The organism is Mameliella sp. AT18, assembly GCF_028807275.1.
GTDB lineage: Bacteria > Pseudomonadota > Alphaproteobacteria > Rhodobacterales > Rhodobacteraceae > Antarctobacter > Antarctobacter albus.
This window is the reverse complement of the sequence record NZ_JARAMO010000082.1, coordinates 1-15,804: the sequence shown is the minus strand read 5'-3', so window position 1 is coordinate 15,804 and position 15,804 is coordinate 1. Positions and strand designations below refer to the sequence as shown.

Sequence of the window (15,804 nt, the reverse complement as noted above, 5' to 3'; positions counted from 1 at the left end):
AGGCATTGCAACGTGTACTCAAGAGGAACTTTTCAACCTTAACGATTATTCAACCCTCGACGCGCATTGCCCCTTGTTGCGCGCGCCCCTCCGACTAGGCTGGCGCCAATCAAGGAGAACCTCATGAGTCACGGTTACGAATCCGGTCGGCTGAACCTTCCGTTCACCGGCATCTGCACCTTTGCCAGGGCCCCCTACCAGCCCGACTGGTCCAGCCTGCAGGCCGATGCGGCAATCCTTGGCGCCCCTTTCGACGCGGGCACACAATGGCGCGCAGGGGCACGGTTCGGCCCGCGCGGCGTGCGAGAAGCCTCGACCCTGTTCAGCTTTGGCCACGCGGGCGCCTATGACCACGAGGACGACGTGACCTACCTGGACGGTGTGCGGCTGGTCGACATGGGCGATGCCGACATCGTCCACACCGACACCGTGACCAGCCACGCCAATATCCGCCGCGGCGTCGAGGCCGCCCTGGCGGCGGGCGCCCTGCCCGTCACCATCGGCGGCGACCATTCGATCAATATCCCCTGCATCGAGGCCTACGAGGGACGCGCGCCCTTCCATGTCCTGCAGATCGACGCGCACCTGGATTTCGTCGATGAACGGCATGGCGTCACGCGGGGGCACGGCAATCCGATGCGGCGCGCGGCGGAAAAACCCTGGGTCACCGGGCTGACCCAGCTGGGTATCCGCAACGTCTCGTCCACTGCGCGCGAGGGCTACGAGGACGCCCGCGCCCGGGGCTCCGACATCCTGTCGGTCCGGCAAGCGCGCAAGCTGGGTCCCGAAGCCACTGCCGCCCGCCTGCCCGAAGGTGTGCCGATCTACATCACCATCGACATCGACGCCTTCTGCCCCTCGATCGCTCCGGGGACCGGCACGCCCAGCCACGGCGGCTTTCTCTACTACGAGGTGCTGGAGATCCTGCAAAACGCAGTGAAGTCCCACCCGGTCGTCGGCATCGACTTGGTCGAGGTCGCCCCGGACTACGATCCGACCGGCAGCACCTCGATCCTGGCCGCGCAGTTGCTGATGAACCTGCTGGGCTTCGTCTTTCACGCCGGGCTGCCACGACCCTAGGCTGAAATCCGCATCAAATCCGCCGCGCCCCCGCAAAGGATCGCGCAGCCCCGATCACAGGCCTTGCCGTCAACGCCTTGTCGCGCTTGTGTGGTGCAGAGCACCCGACCCAGAACAGGACCCGCCCATGACCGCCCCTCTTGCCGGATACGTCATTCTTGACCTGACACATGTCCTTGCCGGCCCTTTCTGCACGATGACCCTGGCGGACATGGGGGCACAGGTGATCAAGGTCGAAACCCCGAAAGGCGGTGACGACACCCGTGCCTTTCCACCGTTCAAGGATGGGAAATCCGCCTATTTCGCCGCCATCAACCACGGCAAGAAAAGCATCGCACTCAACCTCAAGGCCGACGAGGACAGGCTGATCTTCGAACGCCTGCTGGCCCGGGCCGACGTCATCGTCGAGAATTTCCGCCCCGGGGTTATGGAACGTCTGGGCTATGGCTGGGAAGACCTGCACGCTGCCTTTCCCCGGCTGGTCTATGGCGCTGTCTCGGGTTTCGGGCATACCGGCCCGGACGCACGGCGCCCGGCCTATGACATGGTGGTGCAGGCGCGCGGCGGCGTGATGTCGATCACCGGCGAAAAGGACCGCGACCCGGTGCGCGTGGGCGCCTCGATCGGGGACATCGTGGCGGGCATGTTCCTGTCACAGGGCATCCTTGCCGCGCTGCTGGACCGTGACCGGTCCGGCCTGGGGCGCAAGATCGACGTGGCCATGCTGGACAGCCAGCTGGCCATCCTGGAACACGCGGTGGCGCTGACCACGGTGACCGGCAAGGCGCCGGGACCCTCCGGCGCGCGGCATCCCTCGATCACGCCCTTCGAGACCTTCCATGCCTCCGACGGGCTGTTCGTGATCGCCGCCGGCAATGACCGCCTGTTCGAGAAACTCTGTATCGCGCTGGATCTGCCGATCTCGGACGATCCGCGCTTTGCCACCAACCCCGCGCGCTGCGACAACGCCCGCCTGCTGAAGCGCCTGATCGAGGCGGTGACGCTGGAAAACACCCGCGCCTACTGGATCTCTCGGCTGACCGCGGCAGGCATCCCCACGGGGCCGATCCAGGACGTCGGACAGGTGTTGAAGGACCCGCAGATCCTGGCCCGGAACATGGTGGTGGACGTGCTCGACAAGAATGGGCGTCAGGCCTACAAGGCCGCCGGAAACCCGATCAAGATGACCGACGCGCCGGACCCCAAGTCGCGCGCCCCCGCGCCCGATCTCGACGGCAACCGGGGCGAAATCCTGCGCTGGCTGGAACAGGGCTGACCCCCGACCCGCCGACATGTGCCGCACCGGGCCGCTGCCCGGCGCGCCGTGCCGTTTTCCGCACTGATCCTGACGCCTTGCGTCTTTCCCTCGCCGGTGCAGCCGCTATGGTCCGCCCAACCCGGAGGTTCGCTTCATGACCAAAGATCCGCTTGTCGTCTTCACCCCGTCCGGAAAGCGCGGCCGCTTTCCCGTCGGCACCCCCGTCCTGACCGCCGCCCGCCAGCTGGGCGTCGATCTCGATTCCGTCTGCGGCGGGCGCGGCATCTGTTCGAAATGCCAGATCACGCCGTCCTACGGCGATTTCCCGAAACACGGCGTGCATGTCGCCCAGGATGCCCTGTCCGAGTGGAACAAGGTCGAGGAACGCTATGACCAGAAACGCGGGCTGAAACCCGGGCGCCGTCTTGGCTGCCAGGCCACGGTACAGCGCGACGTGGTGATCGACGTGCCCGCCGAAAGCCAGGTGCACCGCCAGGTGGTGCGCAAGGCCGCCACCGCCCGCGTGATCGAGATGGACCCGGCCACGCGGATCTTCTACGTCGAGGTCGAAGAACCCGACATGCACGAACCCACGGGCGACCTCGAACGCCTTGCCCGAGCGCTCAAGGCGCAATGGGACATCCCCGAGATCACGGCGGAATTCTCTCTTCTGGGCCAGTTGCAGCCGATCCTGCGCAAGGGCGACTGGAAGATCACCGTGGCCCTGTACAAGTCCTCGGTCGAGGCCACGCCGCGCCTGATCGCCGCCTGGCCCGGCCTGCACGAGGCCGGGATCTACGGCCTGGCCATCGACCTCGGCTCCACCACCATCGCGGCGCATCTGACCAACCTCGACACCGGCGAGGTCGTCGCCTCCTCCGGCATCATGAACCCGCAGATCCGCTTTGGCGAAGACCTGATGAGCCGGGTGTCCTACGCGATGATGAACCCCGGCGGCGACGTCGAGATGACCCGCGCCGTGCGCGAGGCCATCGACACGCTGGCGGTGGAGATCGCCAAGGAGGCCGGGATTGCGCCCTCGCTGATCCTGGAGACCGTGTTCGTCTGCAACCCGGTGATGCATCACCTGCTGCTGGGGATCGACCCTGTCGAACTGGGACAGGCGCCCTTTGCGCTCGCCACATCCAATTCCCTAACCCTGACGGCGCGCGACCTGGACCTGACCTCGCTGCCCGCCTCGGCGCAGGTCTACGTCCTTCCCTGCATCGCGGGCCATGTCGGCGCCGATGCCGCCGCCGTCGCCCTGTCAGAGGAACCGGGCAAATCCGAAGACCTGGTCCTGGTCGTGGACGTCGGCACCAACGCCGAGATCCTGCTTGGCGACAAGACCCGCGTGCTGGCCTGTTCCTCGCCCACTGGCCCCGCCTTCGAGGGCGCGCAGATCAGTTCCGGGCAGCGTGCAGCCCCCGGTGCAATCGAGGCCATCCGCATCGACCCCGAAACCAAGGAGCCCCGTTTCCGCGTCATCGGCTGTGACAAGTGGTCGAACGAAGAGGGCTTCTGGGAGGAAACCGCCGCGACCGGCATCACCGGCATCTGCGGGTCCGGCATCATCGAGGCGGTGGCGGAACTGCGCACCGCCGGCTTGCTGGACCCCTCGGGCCTGATCGGCGGCCCGGCCCAGACTGGAACCGACCGCTGTTTCCCCGAGGGCCGAACCCACAGCTACCTGATCCACGACGCCACCGCCGAGGGCGGGCCGCGCATCGCCGTCACCCAGGGCGACATCCGCGCCATCCAGCTGGCCAAATCCGCGCTTTATGCCGGCGCGCGCCTGTTGATGGACACGCGCGGCGTCGACAAGGTGGACCGCGTGGTGCTGGCGGGGGCCTTTGGTGCGCATATCTCGCCGCAACACGCGATGGTGCTGGGCATGATCCCGGATGTGCCGCTGGACAAGGTGACCAGCGCGGGCAATGCCGCCGGGACCGGCGCGCGCATCGCGCTGTGCAACCTAGCCGCCCGGCGCGAGATCGAGCGCGTGGTGCGCGAGATCACCAAGGTGGAAACCGCGATCGAGCCCAAGTTCCAGGAGCATTTCGTCAACGCCAATGCGATCCCGCACGCGACCGACGCCTTTCCGGAACTGCACAAGATCGTCACCCTGCCGCAGGTCAGTTTCAACACCGGCGGCGAGGACGGCGGCGGACGCCGCAGGCGGCGGCGCGGATAGGCACGACGGAGCGGAGCCTGCCCTGGCCCACACCGCGCGCGGCTTCCCCCTATGGGCATTCTTGGGCCAGGGAAACACGGAACGCCACGCTTCGTGCTTCTTCTTGGTCCAAATACCCTGGGGGTGAATGCGCCTTGGCGCAGAGGGGGCAAAGCCCCCTTATAACAGGCCGCGCCCCGCGAGGTTGCGCATCAGAGCCGAGGTGCCAAAGGTCCAGGGCGCGCATTCGGTGGAGAGCCGCACGGTGTTCTGCAGGCTACCCAGCTGCGGCTCGGAAATCTCGACCACGTCGCCCAGCTTGTGCGTAAACCCTTCGCCGGGAATGTCGCGATCCTCGGTCGGGGCAAAGAGCGTGCCCAGCATCAGGAAAAACCCGTCCGGATACTGGTGATGGGCGCCGCAAGTCTGCGCCACCAGGTCCTCGGGATCGCGGCTGATCTCGGACATGCTGCTGCGTCCGTTCAGGACAAACCCGTCGGTGCCGGTCACGGTCAGCGTCAGTTCCGCCCGGCGCACGTCCTCCAGCCCATAGCTGTCATCAAACAGCCGCAGCATCGGCCCAACGGCGCAGGAGGCGTTGTTGTCCTTGGCCTTGCCCAACAGCAGCGCGGACCGCCCCTCGACGTCCCGCAGGTTCACGTCATTGCCCAGCGTCGCGCCCCGGATACGGCCCTGCCCGTCGCAGGCCAGCACGATCTCCGGTTCCGGGTTGTTCCATGTCGATACGGGATGCAGCCCGACACTGGCGCCAAAGCCCACGGCGGACATGGGCTGGGCCTTGGAAAAGACCTCGGCATAGGGGCCGATCCCCACCTCCAGGTATTGCGACCAGACGCCATCTGCGATCAGCACCTCCTTGAGCTGCCCGGCCTTGTCCGATCCCGGTTCCACCGCGCGCAGGCTTTCGCCGAGGATGGCGGTACAGCGTTCGCGGATCGCCAGCGCCCGGGCCGGATCGCCCTTGGCCTGTTCCTCGATCACCCGTTCCAGCATCGACGAGACAAAGGTGACGCCGCAGGCCTTGACCGGTTGCAGATCACAGGGCGCCTGCAAGTATGGCCCCTGCGGATCTTCGGTGGATGCCTCCGCCAGCGCCTCGAGTGTGCCAAGGCTGTCGCCGGGCGCGTTCTGCGCAAAGCTCACCGGGTCGTCCAGGTCCAGCAGCGCCTGCATCGTGGGCACCTCGCGGCAGGTGATGTCCACCGCCTCGGCGCCGCGCCGCGCGATCAGCGCGGGGCCGTTGCGATCCGGCCGCCAGGCGCGGCCGACAAAGGTGCCTGTCTGGGGCAATGCAAGTGTCATGGTTCGGTCCTCCCGGGATCTTTGTTCTTGCCGAAGGGTCTAGAGGAAATACCGCCCGCACGGAACCATCCCGAGTGTGATCGGTTTGATCTTGAACCGCCTCGGGTCCTGCGGTATCCAATCCGTCGCTGCGGGTGTAGTTCAATGGTAGAACGGCAGCTTCCCAAGCTGCATACGAGGGTTCGATTCCCTTCACCCGCTCCAATCCTCCTCATCGTGTACCTTTCACAGGGCCGGCGCCAGCCGCGCCTGCAATCGGGCCACGTCAGCCCTGAGGTCGCCAGAGATCGCGCCCTCGCGCGGGCTGTCCAAAAGCGTCGTGAACAGCGCCTCCTCCGGCTGCCCCTTGCGGTGCCAGACAAGCGCCCGCAGCACGGCCTCGGCCTCTTGCGGCAGGCGCTCCGGGACCTGCTTTCCGGCAATCTCGCCCCAGACCGCCGTCCAGCAACGCGCCACCGTCCAGGGATTGTAGCCGCCCCCGCCCGAGACGATCATCCGCGGCGCCAGCGGGCGCAGCGCCCGGACCGTCGTAACATGACTGCGATTGGACAGGCTCAGCCGGGCCAATGGGTCCTCGGCCAGAGCATCCGCCCCGCATTGCAGAAAGATCGCCTCGGGCCGGAATGTCTCGACCGCCGGCAGGATCATCTCCTCCAGCACCATCTTGAATTCCGTGTCGTTGAACCCGCGCGCCACCGGCAGGTTGAAGGCAGAACCGCCCGCCCTGTCCTCCAGCGCGCCGGTAAAGGGCCAGCGCCGCGCCTCGTGGATCGAGATCATGCGCACCCGCTGGCTGCCCTCAAAGGCCAGTTCGACCCCATCGCAATGATGCGCGTCGATGTCGACATAGGCCACCCGCTGCAGACCCATGTCCAGCAAGCGGCGGATGGTCAGAACAGGCTCGTTCAGGAAACAGAAACCCGCCGCGGCATCGGGCAACCCGTGATGCTGTCCCCCGCCGGGGTTGTGCACGATCCCGCCATCACGGACCAGTTCCGCCGCCAGCAGCCCGCCGCCCACCGCCGTCGCGGGCCTGCGGTACATCTCGGGGAACACCGGGTTCGACAGGGTGCCCAGCCCATGACGTGCCCGCACCTCGTCACTGACCTGCTGCGCGGCCTCGGCGGCCTGCAACGCATTGATATAGGCGGGGGTGTGAAACCCTGTCAGCGCCACCGGCTTGGCGCGGGGCGAGGGGCGATAACGATTGTCTGGCACCCAGCCAAGCGCCCGCGCCAGATCGGTCACTGCCGGCACCCGCTGGATCGACAGCGGATGACGTGGGCCATAGACCGAGCCGCGGTAGATGCGCGAGCCTATGAAGACGGGGCTGGACATGTGGGCAGAGTTAGAGCCTTCTGTCGCCAAAGGAAATCCGGTCCGCATTGAACCTTTCCCGGGACCAGCCTATTCAAACCGACATGTCACAAGTGCCTTCTTTCCGCCTGGTCTGGCAGACAGCCCTCATGTTGTGTTTCGGCGCGCTTGGCGGGGGCCTTGCCAGCCTGGTGCACCTTCCCATGCCCTGGATGCTGGGCGGGCTGTTTGCCTCGGCCCTGGTCATCCTGCTCTGGGCGCCGCCCATCCTCGCAGACTACAGTTTCCCGATGCCCTTCCGGACCGGGTTCGTTGCCCTGATCGGGGTGATGATCGGCACCCAGGTCACGGCGGAACTGGTGGCCCTGGCGGGCAAACTGCCCTGGACGATGGCCGGGCTGGTCCTTTTCGTGGTGCTGGCCCATTTCGGAAACATGGCGATCTTTCGCTACCTTGGCGGATATGACCGCGCCACGGCCTTCTACTCGGGCACGCCGGGCGGGTTGATGGAAAGCATCGTCATGGGTGAAGGCGCGGGCGCGGACATCCGCATCCTGACCGCCCAGCAATTCCTGCGCATCATCGTGGTGATCACGCTCCTGCCGTTGGGGCTCTCGCTCTGGATGGGGGCGCCGGTGGGCAGCGCGGCGGGGCTGCAATCCGCGATGGGGCAATCCCGGGTGACGCCGCTGGCACTGCTGACAATCGCGCTGGCGGCGGGGCTGGGGTTGTACCTTGCCCGCCTCATCCGCCTGCCCGCCGCCCAGTTGAGCGGTCCGATGATCCTCGCGGCCCTGGCCACGGTGACCGGGGTGCTGGACCTGCACCTGCCGATCTGGCTGATCGCCAGCGCGCAACTGGTGATCGGCGTCAGCCTGGGGATGCGGTTCAAGGGCGTGAACATGGCGCTCCTGCGCCGCTGCGCCTGGCTGGCACTGGTCTCGGTGGCCTACATGCTGGTGCTGGGGGGAGTCCTGTCCGCCCTGCTCTGGCAGATCACCGGCATCGAATGGCTGCACCTCTTGATCAGTTTCTCCCCCGGCGGCGTGGCGGAAATGTCCATCGTCGCGCTCAGCCTTGCCGCCAACCCGGCGCTGGTCAGCCTGCATCACGTCGCCCGCATCCTGATGACCGTGGTGGAACTGAGCGTGGCCGCCCGCCTGCTCGGTATGCGCTGAGCGCCGTCAGGCCTCCTCGGCCTTTTCCATCAGGTCAAGCCATTCCTCCTCGGCCGCGCTCAGCGCCTCCTGACGCTCCACCAGCGCATCGGTGGCCTTCTGGAACTTGAGTGGTTCCTTGGTGAACAGATCGGGCTGGGCCAGGAATTCCTCCAGCTTGGCGATCTCTGCGCCCAGACGGTCGATCTCCCCCGGAAGGGCTTCCAACCGGTGCTTCTCGGTAAAGCTGAGCACCGGCTTTGCCGGCGTCGCCGCAGCAGGCTTCGGCGCAGTCCCGGCCTTGGCCGCAGGCTTTGCCTTTTTCGCAGGCCCGGCCTGTTCGCGCTTCTGGGACTGGTAATCCGACCACCCCCCGGCATAGACGGTGGCGCGCCCGCCCCCTTCCATCGCGACGGTCGTGGTGGCGACCCGGTCCAGGAAATCCCGGTCGTGGCTGATCAGCATCACGGTGCCGTCGTAATCGTCCAGCAGTTCCTGCAACAGGTCCAGTGTCTCGACATCCAGATCGTTGGTCGGCTCGTCCAGCACCAGCAGGTTCGATTCCCGCGCCAGCAGTTTCGCCAGCAAGAGCCGCGCCTTCTCGCCCCCGGAAAGCGACCGCACCGGCGCCCGCACCTGCCGTTCGTCAAAGAGAAATTCCTTGAGATAGCCGACGACGTGTTTCGGCTGTCCCCGCACCATGACCTGGTCGGACTGGCCGGACACCCGCATGTCGCGGTCATTGGTCAGGCTGTCCCAGAGCGAGGCCTCGGGGTCCAGCTGCGCCCGGCTCTGGTCAAAGATCGCCGGGACAAGGTTGGTGCCCAGCTTCACGCTGCCCGCGTCGGGGGGGATCTCACCGGTCAGGATCTTGATCAGCGTCGTCTTGCCCACGCCGTTCGGTCCGACAAAGGCGACCCGGTCGCCGCGCTGCACCGTCAGGTCGAAATTGCGCACGATCTGCTTGTCGTCGAAAGCATGGGAGATCCCCTGCGCCTCGATGACCTTCTTGCCGGATTTCGGACCAGAGGCCATCTCCATCGCCGCCGCGCCCTGCCGGCGGATCTGCGAGGCGCGTTCCTTGCGCATGTCCTGCAGCGCCCGCAACCGGCCCTGGTTGCGCTTGCGGCGGGCACTGATGCCCTCGACGGCCCAGCGGGCCTCGGCCTTGATCTTGCGGTCCAGCTTGTGGCGCTGCTGGTCCTCTTCTTCCCAGGCCTTGTCGCGCCAGGCCTCGAAGGCCTCGAAACCGCGTTCCTGCCGCGCCACCTGCCCCCGGTCGATCCAAAGCGTCGCGCGGGTCAATTCGCTCAGGAACCGACGGTCGTGCGAGATCAGGACAAAACCCTTGCGCGTCGTCTTCAACTCATCCTCGAGCCAGGAAATCGCCTCGATGTCCAGGTGGTTGGTCGGCTCGTCCAAGAGCATCAGGTCCGGCGCCTCGGCCATCAGCTTGGCCAGCGCGGCGCGGCGCCGCTCGCCGCCAGAGGCCGTCTCAACCGGACGGTCGGGATCGAATTTCAGGCCCTCGGACGCGCGTTCAACCCGGTACATCTCGGAAGCCGCCAGTTGCGAGGCGGCGAACTCGCCCAGCGTGGCATAGCCCGCCAGGTCCGGGTCCTGCTCCATGTAGCCCACGGAAATCCCTGCCGGCACCACGCGGTCCCCCCGATCCGGTTCCACAAGCCCGGCCATGACCTTCATCAGCGTCGACTTGCCAGAGCCGTTGCGCCCGACAAGCGCCACGCGATCGCCCTGGTGGACGGTCAGCGACAGGTCGTCAAAGACGGGATCGCCGCCAAAGGTGAGAGAGACAGAGGTGAGCTGAAGCAAGGGAGGAGGAGCCATGCGCGCAGCGCTAATCCCGCCCACGCCATTCGTCAATGGGCTCCGGCCCCGCGACGGTCTTTCCCCCGCTCAGGGCTTCTTCTTGGCACAAATACTCCCGGGGGTGCGGGGGCAGCGCCCCCGGCCCGAGGTGTCCGGCCGAAGGCCGGCGCCGATACACCCTGCGCGCCGCAAGGCGCACCTTTGGTTCACGCCCCTGTCAGGCGCGCCCCAGCACCAGCACCGCGTTCAGCCCGCCAAAGGCAAAGGCATTCGACAGCACCACGTCCACCTCGGCCTCGCGCGCCACGTTCGGCACCACGTCCAGCGCACATTCCGGGTCAGCCTCCTCGTAGCCGATGGTCGGCGCGATCACCCCGTCCTTCAGCGCCATGAGGCAGGCCAGCAGTTCGACCGCCCCGGTGCCGCCGATCAGGTGGCCGTGCATCGACTTGGTGGAAGAGATCATGAGGTTGTCCGCATGGGTGCCAAAGACATCGGCCACTGCGGCGCATTCGGTCTTGTCGTTGGCCGCTGTCCCGGTGCCATGCGCGTTGATGTAGCTGACCCGTTCCCTGCTGACCCGCGCATCGCGCAGCGCGCCTGAAATCGCCCGCGCCGCGCCATGCTTCGATGGCATGACGATATCCGCCGCATCCGAGGTCATGGCAAAGCCCAGCACCTCGCCCAGGATCTCGGCGCCGCGGGCCTTCGCGTGTTCGTATTCCTCGAAGACGAACACGCCGGCGCCCTCGCCCTGCACCATGCCGTTACGGGTGGCGCTGAAGGGGCGGCAGGCGTCCTTGGACATGACGCGCAGACCTTCCCAGGCCTTCACCCCGCCGAAACACAACATCGACTCGGACCCGCCGGTGATCATCGCCGTGCACATGCCCGTGCGGATCATCTGGAACGCCTGTCCCATCGCGTGGTTGGAACTGGCGCAGGCGGTGGCGACGGTGAAACTCGGGCCCTTGACGTTGAACTCCATGCTGACGTGGCTGGTGGCCGCGTTGTTCATCAGCTTAGGCACGACGAAGGGGTGAACCCGGTTCTTTCCCTCTTCGTAAACCGCGCGGTAATTGTCATCCTGCGTGCTCAGCCCGCCGCCGGAGGTGCCCAGCACCACGCCGGAGGTGTTGGCCAGGTCGCCCACGAATTCCAGCCCTGCCTGCGCCACCGCCTGGCGGGCAGCTAACAGGGTAAATTGGGTGAAACGGTCATAGAGCGCCAGCTGCTGGCGGTTGAACACGGTCTCGGGCTCGAACCCCTTGACCTGTCCGCCAATGCGGATGGCCAGGCGCTCCACGTCGCGGAACTCCAGCTCGCCGATGCCACAGCGCCCCTCGCGCATCGCCTCCAGCGTCGCGGGGACATCCTGGCCCAGGGCGTTGATCGTTCCCGCCCCGGTGATGACGACACGCTTCACGACTTCTGCTCGGCGATCAGTTTCTCGATCCCCTCGACGATCTTCGCCACCGAGGAGATGTCGAAATCCGATTCCGAAGGGTCGTTGGCATTGAAGGGTACCGAAATGTCGAACTGCTCCTCGATCGCGAAGATCGATTCCACCAGCCCGAGAGAGTCGATCCCCAGTTCTTCGGGCGTGCTTTCCATCGCAACGTCCGAGACATCGAGCATCGCCTGCTCCGCGATGATCTGAATGACCTGTTCCTTGACGTCCATGACCTCAGCCCCGCGCTTGTCCAGAATTGCCGGACACTTAGTCATTTCCCATCAGCTTTGAAACTGCTTTCTTGAGCTCTGCGACGTCTCGGAACAGACGCGGCAGGCGGCGCAGGCCCTTGTAGGCCTCGACATGGGTGTCCATTTTCATCGCCGGATAGCCCAACATGACGCGCCCGGCCGGTACATTCGACAGGACCACCGTGGCGCCCCCCAGGATCGCGCGATCCCCGATGCGCAGGTTGTCCGAGACACCGACCTTGCCGCCCAGCACCACGTTGTCTCCCACCACGGTCGACCCGGCGATGCCGACATTCGCGCAAAGCAGGCAGTCGCGTCCGATCACGACGTTGTGGCCAATCTGCACGAGGTTGTCGATCTTGGTGCCGTTGCCGACGCGAGTGTCGCGGATCGTGCCCTTGTCGATGGTCGACCCGGCGCCGACCTCGACATCGTCGCCGATTGTCACCGCACCCACGCTGGCGATCCGTGCCCAGGACTGGGCACTATCCGTGCCTTCGCCGCCCAGCGAGGCGCGCGCCTTTTCGACGCCCGAGCGTTCCGGAGTGACAAAGGAGAACCCGTCGCCCCCGATAATCGCGCCAGGCTGGGCGATGAAACGGTCGCCGATGACCACCTCCGACATGATCCGGCCCCCGACATGCAGCAGCGCCCCCGCGCCGATGCGCGCGTTGCGCCCGACATAACACTGTGGACCGACCACCGACCCGGCGCCGATCCGGGCGCCGGCCTCGATCACCGCAAATGGCCCCACCGACACGCCCTCACCCAGCTCGGCGGTCGGGTCGATCACCGATTGCGGATGGAGGCCCGGCGCGTAACCCGGCCCCCGGTCCATCATGCCGGTCAGCCCCGACATGGCAAAACGCGGGCGATCCGACAGCAGCGCCGCGTGCAGCCCCAGCGCCTGCCAGTCCGTGCCCGCCGCCAGCAGCGCGGCGCGGGCCTGCCCCCGGCCGAGGGCCTCGACGAACTCGGGCCTGGCCGCCATCGCCAGTTGCTCCGGCCCCGCGTCCGCAGGCTCCGCCAGCCCGGAGACGGTCAGAGACAAATCGCCCTCGGCAGTCATGCCGAGGGCGATTGCGAGGTCTTCGATGGTGAAAGGCATAGTGTCTCCGGACGTTGCAGGGCGCGGTCCGGGAGAGATTTAGCTGCGACCCGCGCGCAGGGCCACCCCTTCGTTGGTCAGCGCCCGCCAAAGCATCGCGTCACGCCCGTAGACGTCGTTGCGATAGTTCATCTGGCCCTTCGCCTTGGTAAAGGCGGTGCGGTAAATCAGGTGCACCGGGATCGGCGTTTCCAGCGGAATGCGCGTGTTTTCACCCGAGGCATGGATCCGCTTGAAATAGGACACGGGATCGTCGACCTGGCGGCTCAGGATCTCGTAGGCGAACTCATGCGGGTCATCCAGGCGGATGCAGCCGTGGCTGAAGGTACGGACCTCGCGTCTGAACAGGTGCTGCGACGGGGTGTCGTGCAGGTAGATGTTGTACTTGTTCGGGAACAGGAACTTGACCGACCCCAGCGCATTGCTCGGCCCAGGGGGCTGGCGCATGGTGAAGGGGAAGTTGCCCGAATTCGCATAGGCCGAGGCGGTTTCCCGGCTGACCTGGCGCCCGCGATAGTCGACGATCTCCAGGTGGCCTGCCGCATAGGGATTGGCCCGGATCGCCGGCAGGTATTCGCCGCGAATGATCGATTGGGGAATGAACCAATAGGGGTTGATAACCAGCAGTTCCATCACGTCCGAGAACTCGGGCGTCCGGCGGTCATGCCCCTGCGCACCAATGACCGAGCGCGTTTCAAAGGTCAGCTTGTCGTCGTCGATGATCTGAGCGTGGAAGTCCGTCAGGTTGACGAGGATATGACGCTTGCCACGTCCCTCGGGCAGGTTCAGCCAGCGTTCACGCTCCATCGAGACCATGATCGACTGAAGCCGTTCCTCGGGCGAGACGTTGATGGCGCGCATGGTGCTGCCGCCGGCGATGCCGTCGACCTCGATGGCGTGATCCTCCTGGAACTCGCGGACAGCGGCTTCCATCTCGGCGTCATAGGTCATGCTGAGCGAGGGCGACAGATAGCCCATCGCAGTCAGACGATTGCGCAGCGCAACCACTGCGTTTCCGCTGTTGCCGGGGCGCAGGCTGCCGGCGGGAACGGTCTGACCCCAGCCGCCGTTGCGGATCTTGTGTTCCAGCCGCAGCTTGGCCCGCATCAGGCGCGTATATTCGGGGCTGTTGGGCACCAGGCTCAGGAAGACGGCGGTCGGATCTTCCCGGGTCAGCCGGGTCAGCAGCATTTCCGGATCGCGGCGCGGCGCTTCGCGCTTGATCCCATCAACGACATTGCCCGGTTCCAGGATGCCGGACTGAAGGTCGTTGGCGAATTGGATGAAGGTGCGGGTCAGCTCGATTTCCAGCATTCCGCGCGAGCGGCCATCGGTAGCCTGGCTCATCCGCCGCAACAGTCGGTCGGGGTCATAGCGTCCGGCGGGCAGCCCGTGGTCATCCGCCAGCGAAAACGCCTCCATCAAGGCCAGGCGGCGGGCGCGGTCGCCCTCGCCGGCACCGGTCCAGATCGGGGCGAAATCCCGTGCCCGGTAGAAGGCGGCAATACTGTCATCGTCGGCAACGTTCTCGGCCACGGCCTGCTTGAAGGCCGTCACCTTGAGCGTGAGCCCATCCTCGGCCAAAGCCGGCAGCGCAGTTCCCAACCAAAGGGCCCCTGCCGCGAGGGCCGCCTGGAACACGGCCCGGGTTTCTCTCTTGTTCATGCTCAAATCCTTCATCGACCAGCGATCCCCGAAAACACAATGCCGACAGGGTCATAGGCCTGTCTATTCACATTTTTGCCAAGTTGTCGACCGAAGGGCAGGGCAGCCAGGCTGTGACCGAAAAGAGGCAGACCCGCGCATTCGCGCCACAGTTGGCCCGCTGTGGGCAGAATCCCGCCAATTACCCCTTGATCATTACAAATCATCACAAATCGCCCTTTTTGCGCCATACGATTCGTGTCATATAGTTCTTGGCATCTGGGGATAGATGGCAGGCGGCGCACAACGATGCGCCCAGAATCAGGTAACACGGCGACCACGGGACAGGCGGTCATCATGACAGAGACGACTTGCGGCGGCTTCACCCGCCGGGCACTTCTTGGCGCGTTCGCAGCGACAGCCGTCGCAGCGGCGCCGACTTACTCCAACGCAGCAGGCTTCTTGCGCGGCGCAGGCGATGTCCGGCGCATCCGGATGTATTCCGGTCGCACGGGCGAACGGGTAGACATGATCTACTGGATCGAAGGCGACTACCTCGCCGACGCGATCAAGGAGATCAATTATTTCATGCGCGATTGGCGCAACAACCAGATCAAGTCGATCGACACGCGAACGATCGACATCATGGCCGCTTCGCACAACCTGCTGGATGTGTCTGAGCCTTACATGCTGATTTCAGGCTACCGCAGCCCGGAAACGAACGCGATGTTGCGGGCACGCTCTTCCGGCGTGGCCAAGAACTCGCGCCATCTGGTCGGTCAGGCAGCGGACCTGCGGCTCGCGTCGCGCTCTGTCAGCCAGATGTATCGGGCGGCCAAGGCCTGTAATGCAGGCGGCGTGGGCCGGTACACCCGGTCGAACTTCGTGCACATGGACTGCGGTCCGGTCCGTTCCTGGGGCAGCTGAGTTTTCTTCTCCCCCCTCTTCAGTCTCTGGTTCACTCTTACAGGCGTCCCAACCGGGGCGCCTTTTGTTTGGCACTTTGTCTTTTTGCCTCGAAAACCGTGAACGGGATAGTCAGGAAATCCCTACGCGGTTAACCGGTCGTATATCGTCGTCTGAGAGAGAAACACGCCAAGGCGCGGTTGGTTCCGCCACCGCATCCAGATTTTTTTGAGAAGAGGCGCTGGCGCCAAATGCTTCCACCGGTCAGGAAGAAGTGGCGCGGTTGACGGGGCTCGAACCCGCG

Annotated in this window: 12 protein-coding genes and 1 tRNA gene; 6 read left to right on the top strand and 7 right to left on the bottom strand. The window is 65.8% G+C overall.

All coding sequences use genetic code 11. The annotated features are described in order from the left end of the window. The first annotated feature begins 123 nt into the window (after positions 1 to 123). From PVW46_RS11210 to PVW46_RS11200, 3 genes are all read left to right on the top strand, one after another. A complete protein-coding gene (locus PVW46_RS11210; protein WP_069211650.1) occupies positions 124 to 1,080 on the top strand; it encodes an agmatinase in 957 nt (318 codons plus the stop codon). A gap of 127 nt (positions 1,081 to 1,207) precedes the next feature. Further along, entirely contained in the window at positions 1,208 to 2,356 is a 1,149-nt protein-coding gene (locus PVW46_RS11205) for a CaiB/BaiF CoA transferase family protein (protein WP_043145179.1), read from the top strand. 136 nt (positions 2,357 to 2,492) lie between these two features. Then, a complete protein-coding gene (locus PVW46_RS11200; protein ID WP_069211649.1) occupies positions 2,493 to 4,532 on the top strand; it encodes an ASKHA domain-containing protein in 2,040 nt (679 codons plus the stop codon). 159 nt (positions 4,533 to 4,691) lie between these two features. Here PVW46_RS11200 and PVW46_RS11195 read toward each other — a convergent pair whose 3' ends face one another. Continuing rightward, positions 4,692 to 5,834 (bottom strand): fumarylacetoacetate hydrolase family protein, encoded by a 1,143-nt coding sequence (locus PVW46_RS11195; protein WP_069211648.1) that lies wholly within the window; start codon positions 5,832 to 5,834, stop codon positions 4,692 to 4,694. Between the two features lie 130 nt (positions 5,835 to 5,964). Between PVW46_RS11195 and PVW46_RS11190 the strand changes: the two genes are divergently transcribed. After that, positions 5,965 to 6,038 (top strand) — tRNA-Gly (locus PVW46_RS11190). A 21-nt stretch (positions 6,039 to 6,059) separates the two neighbouring features. Here PVW46_RS11190 and PVW46_RS11185 read toward each other — a convergent pair. Next, positions 6,060 to 7,172 (bottom strand): acetoin utilization protein AcuC, encoded by a 1,113-nt coding sequence (locus tag PVW46_RS11185; protein WP_069211647.1) that lies wholly within the window; start codon positions 7,170 to 7,172, stop codon positions 6,060 to 6,062. An 83-nt stretch (positions 7,173 to 7,255) separates the two neighbouring features. Between PVW46_RS11185 and PVW46_RS11180 the strand changes: the two genes are divergently transcribed. Further along, a complete protein-coding gene (locus PVW46_RS11180) occupies positions 7,256 to 8,329 on the top strand; it encodes an AbrB family transcriptional regulator (RefSeq protein WP_069211698.1) in 1,074 nt (357 codons plus the stop codon). A 6-nt stretch (positions 8,330 to 8,335) separates the two neighbouring features. On the opposite strand, the gene PVW46_RS11175 is transcribed toward PVW46_RS11180, so the two are convergent. From PVW46_RS11175 to PVW46_RS11155, 5 genes are all read right to left on the bottom strand, one after another. Beyond that, positions 8,336 to 10,156, bottom strand: coding sequence for an ABC-F family ATP-binding cassette domain-containing protein (locus PVW46_RS11175; protein WP_069211646.1), 1,821 nt, complete (start codon positions 10,154 to 10,156; stop codon positions 8,336 to 8,338). A 199-nt stretch (positions 10,157 to 10,355) separates the two neighbouring features. Then, positions 10,356 to 11,564, bottom strand: coding sequence for a beta-ketoacyl-[acyl-carrier-protein] synthase family protein (locus tag PVW46_RS11170; protein ID WP_043145187.1), 1,209 nt, complete (start codon positions 11,562 to 11,564; stop codon positions 10,356 to 10,358). Continuing rightward, positions 11,561 to 11,821 carry an acyl carrier protein gene (locus PVW46_RS11165; RefSeq protein WP_043145190.1) on the bottom strand — a complete coding sequence of 87 codons (261 nt, stop codon included), beginning with the start codon at positions 11,819 to 11,821 and terminating at the stop codon, positions 11,561 to 11,563. Before PVW46_RS11165 ends, PVW46_RS11170 begins: the two co-directional genes overlap by 4 nt. A gap of 37 nt (positions 11,822 to 11,858) precedes the next feature. Next, entirely contained in the window at positions 11,859 to 12,950 is a 1,092-nt protein-coding gene (lpxD, locus tag PVW46_RS11160; RefSeq protein WP_069211645.1) for a UDP-3-O-(3-hydroxymyristoyl)glucosamine N-acyltransferase, read from the bottom strand. 39 nt (positions 12,951 to 12,989) lie between these two features. After that, complete coding sequence (locus tag PVW46_RS11155) at positions 12,990 to 14,615, bottom strand: L,D-transpeptidase family protein (RefSeq protein ID WP_069211644.1); 1,626 nt, start codon at positions 14,613 to 14,615, stop codon at positions 12,990 to 12,992. A gap of 336 nt (positions 14,616 to 14,951) precedes the next feature. Here PVW46_RS11155 and mepK point away from each other — a divergent pair, with 336 nt between their 5' ends. After that, positions 14,952 to 15,521, top strand: a complete 570-nt coding sequence (gene mepK, locus PVW46_RS11150; RefSeq protein WP_069211643.1) for a peptidoglycan L,D-endopeptidase MepK — start codon at positions 14,952 to 14,954, stop codon at positions 15,519 to 15,521. The last annotated feature ends 283 nt before the right edge of the window (positions 15,522 to 15,804 follow it).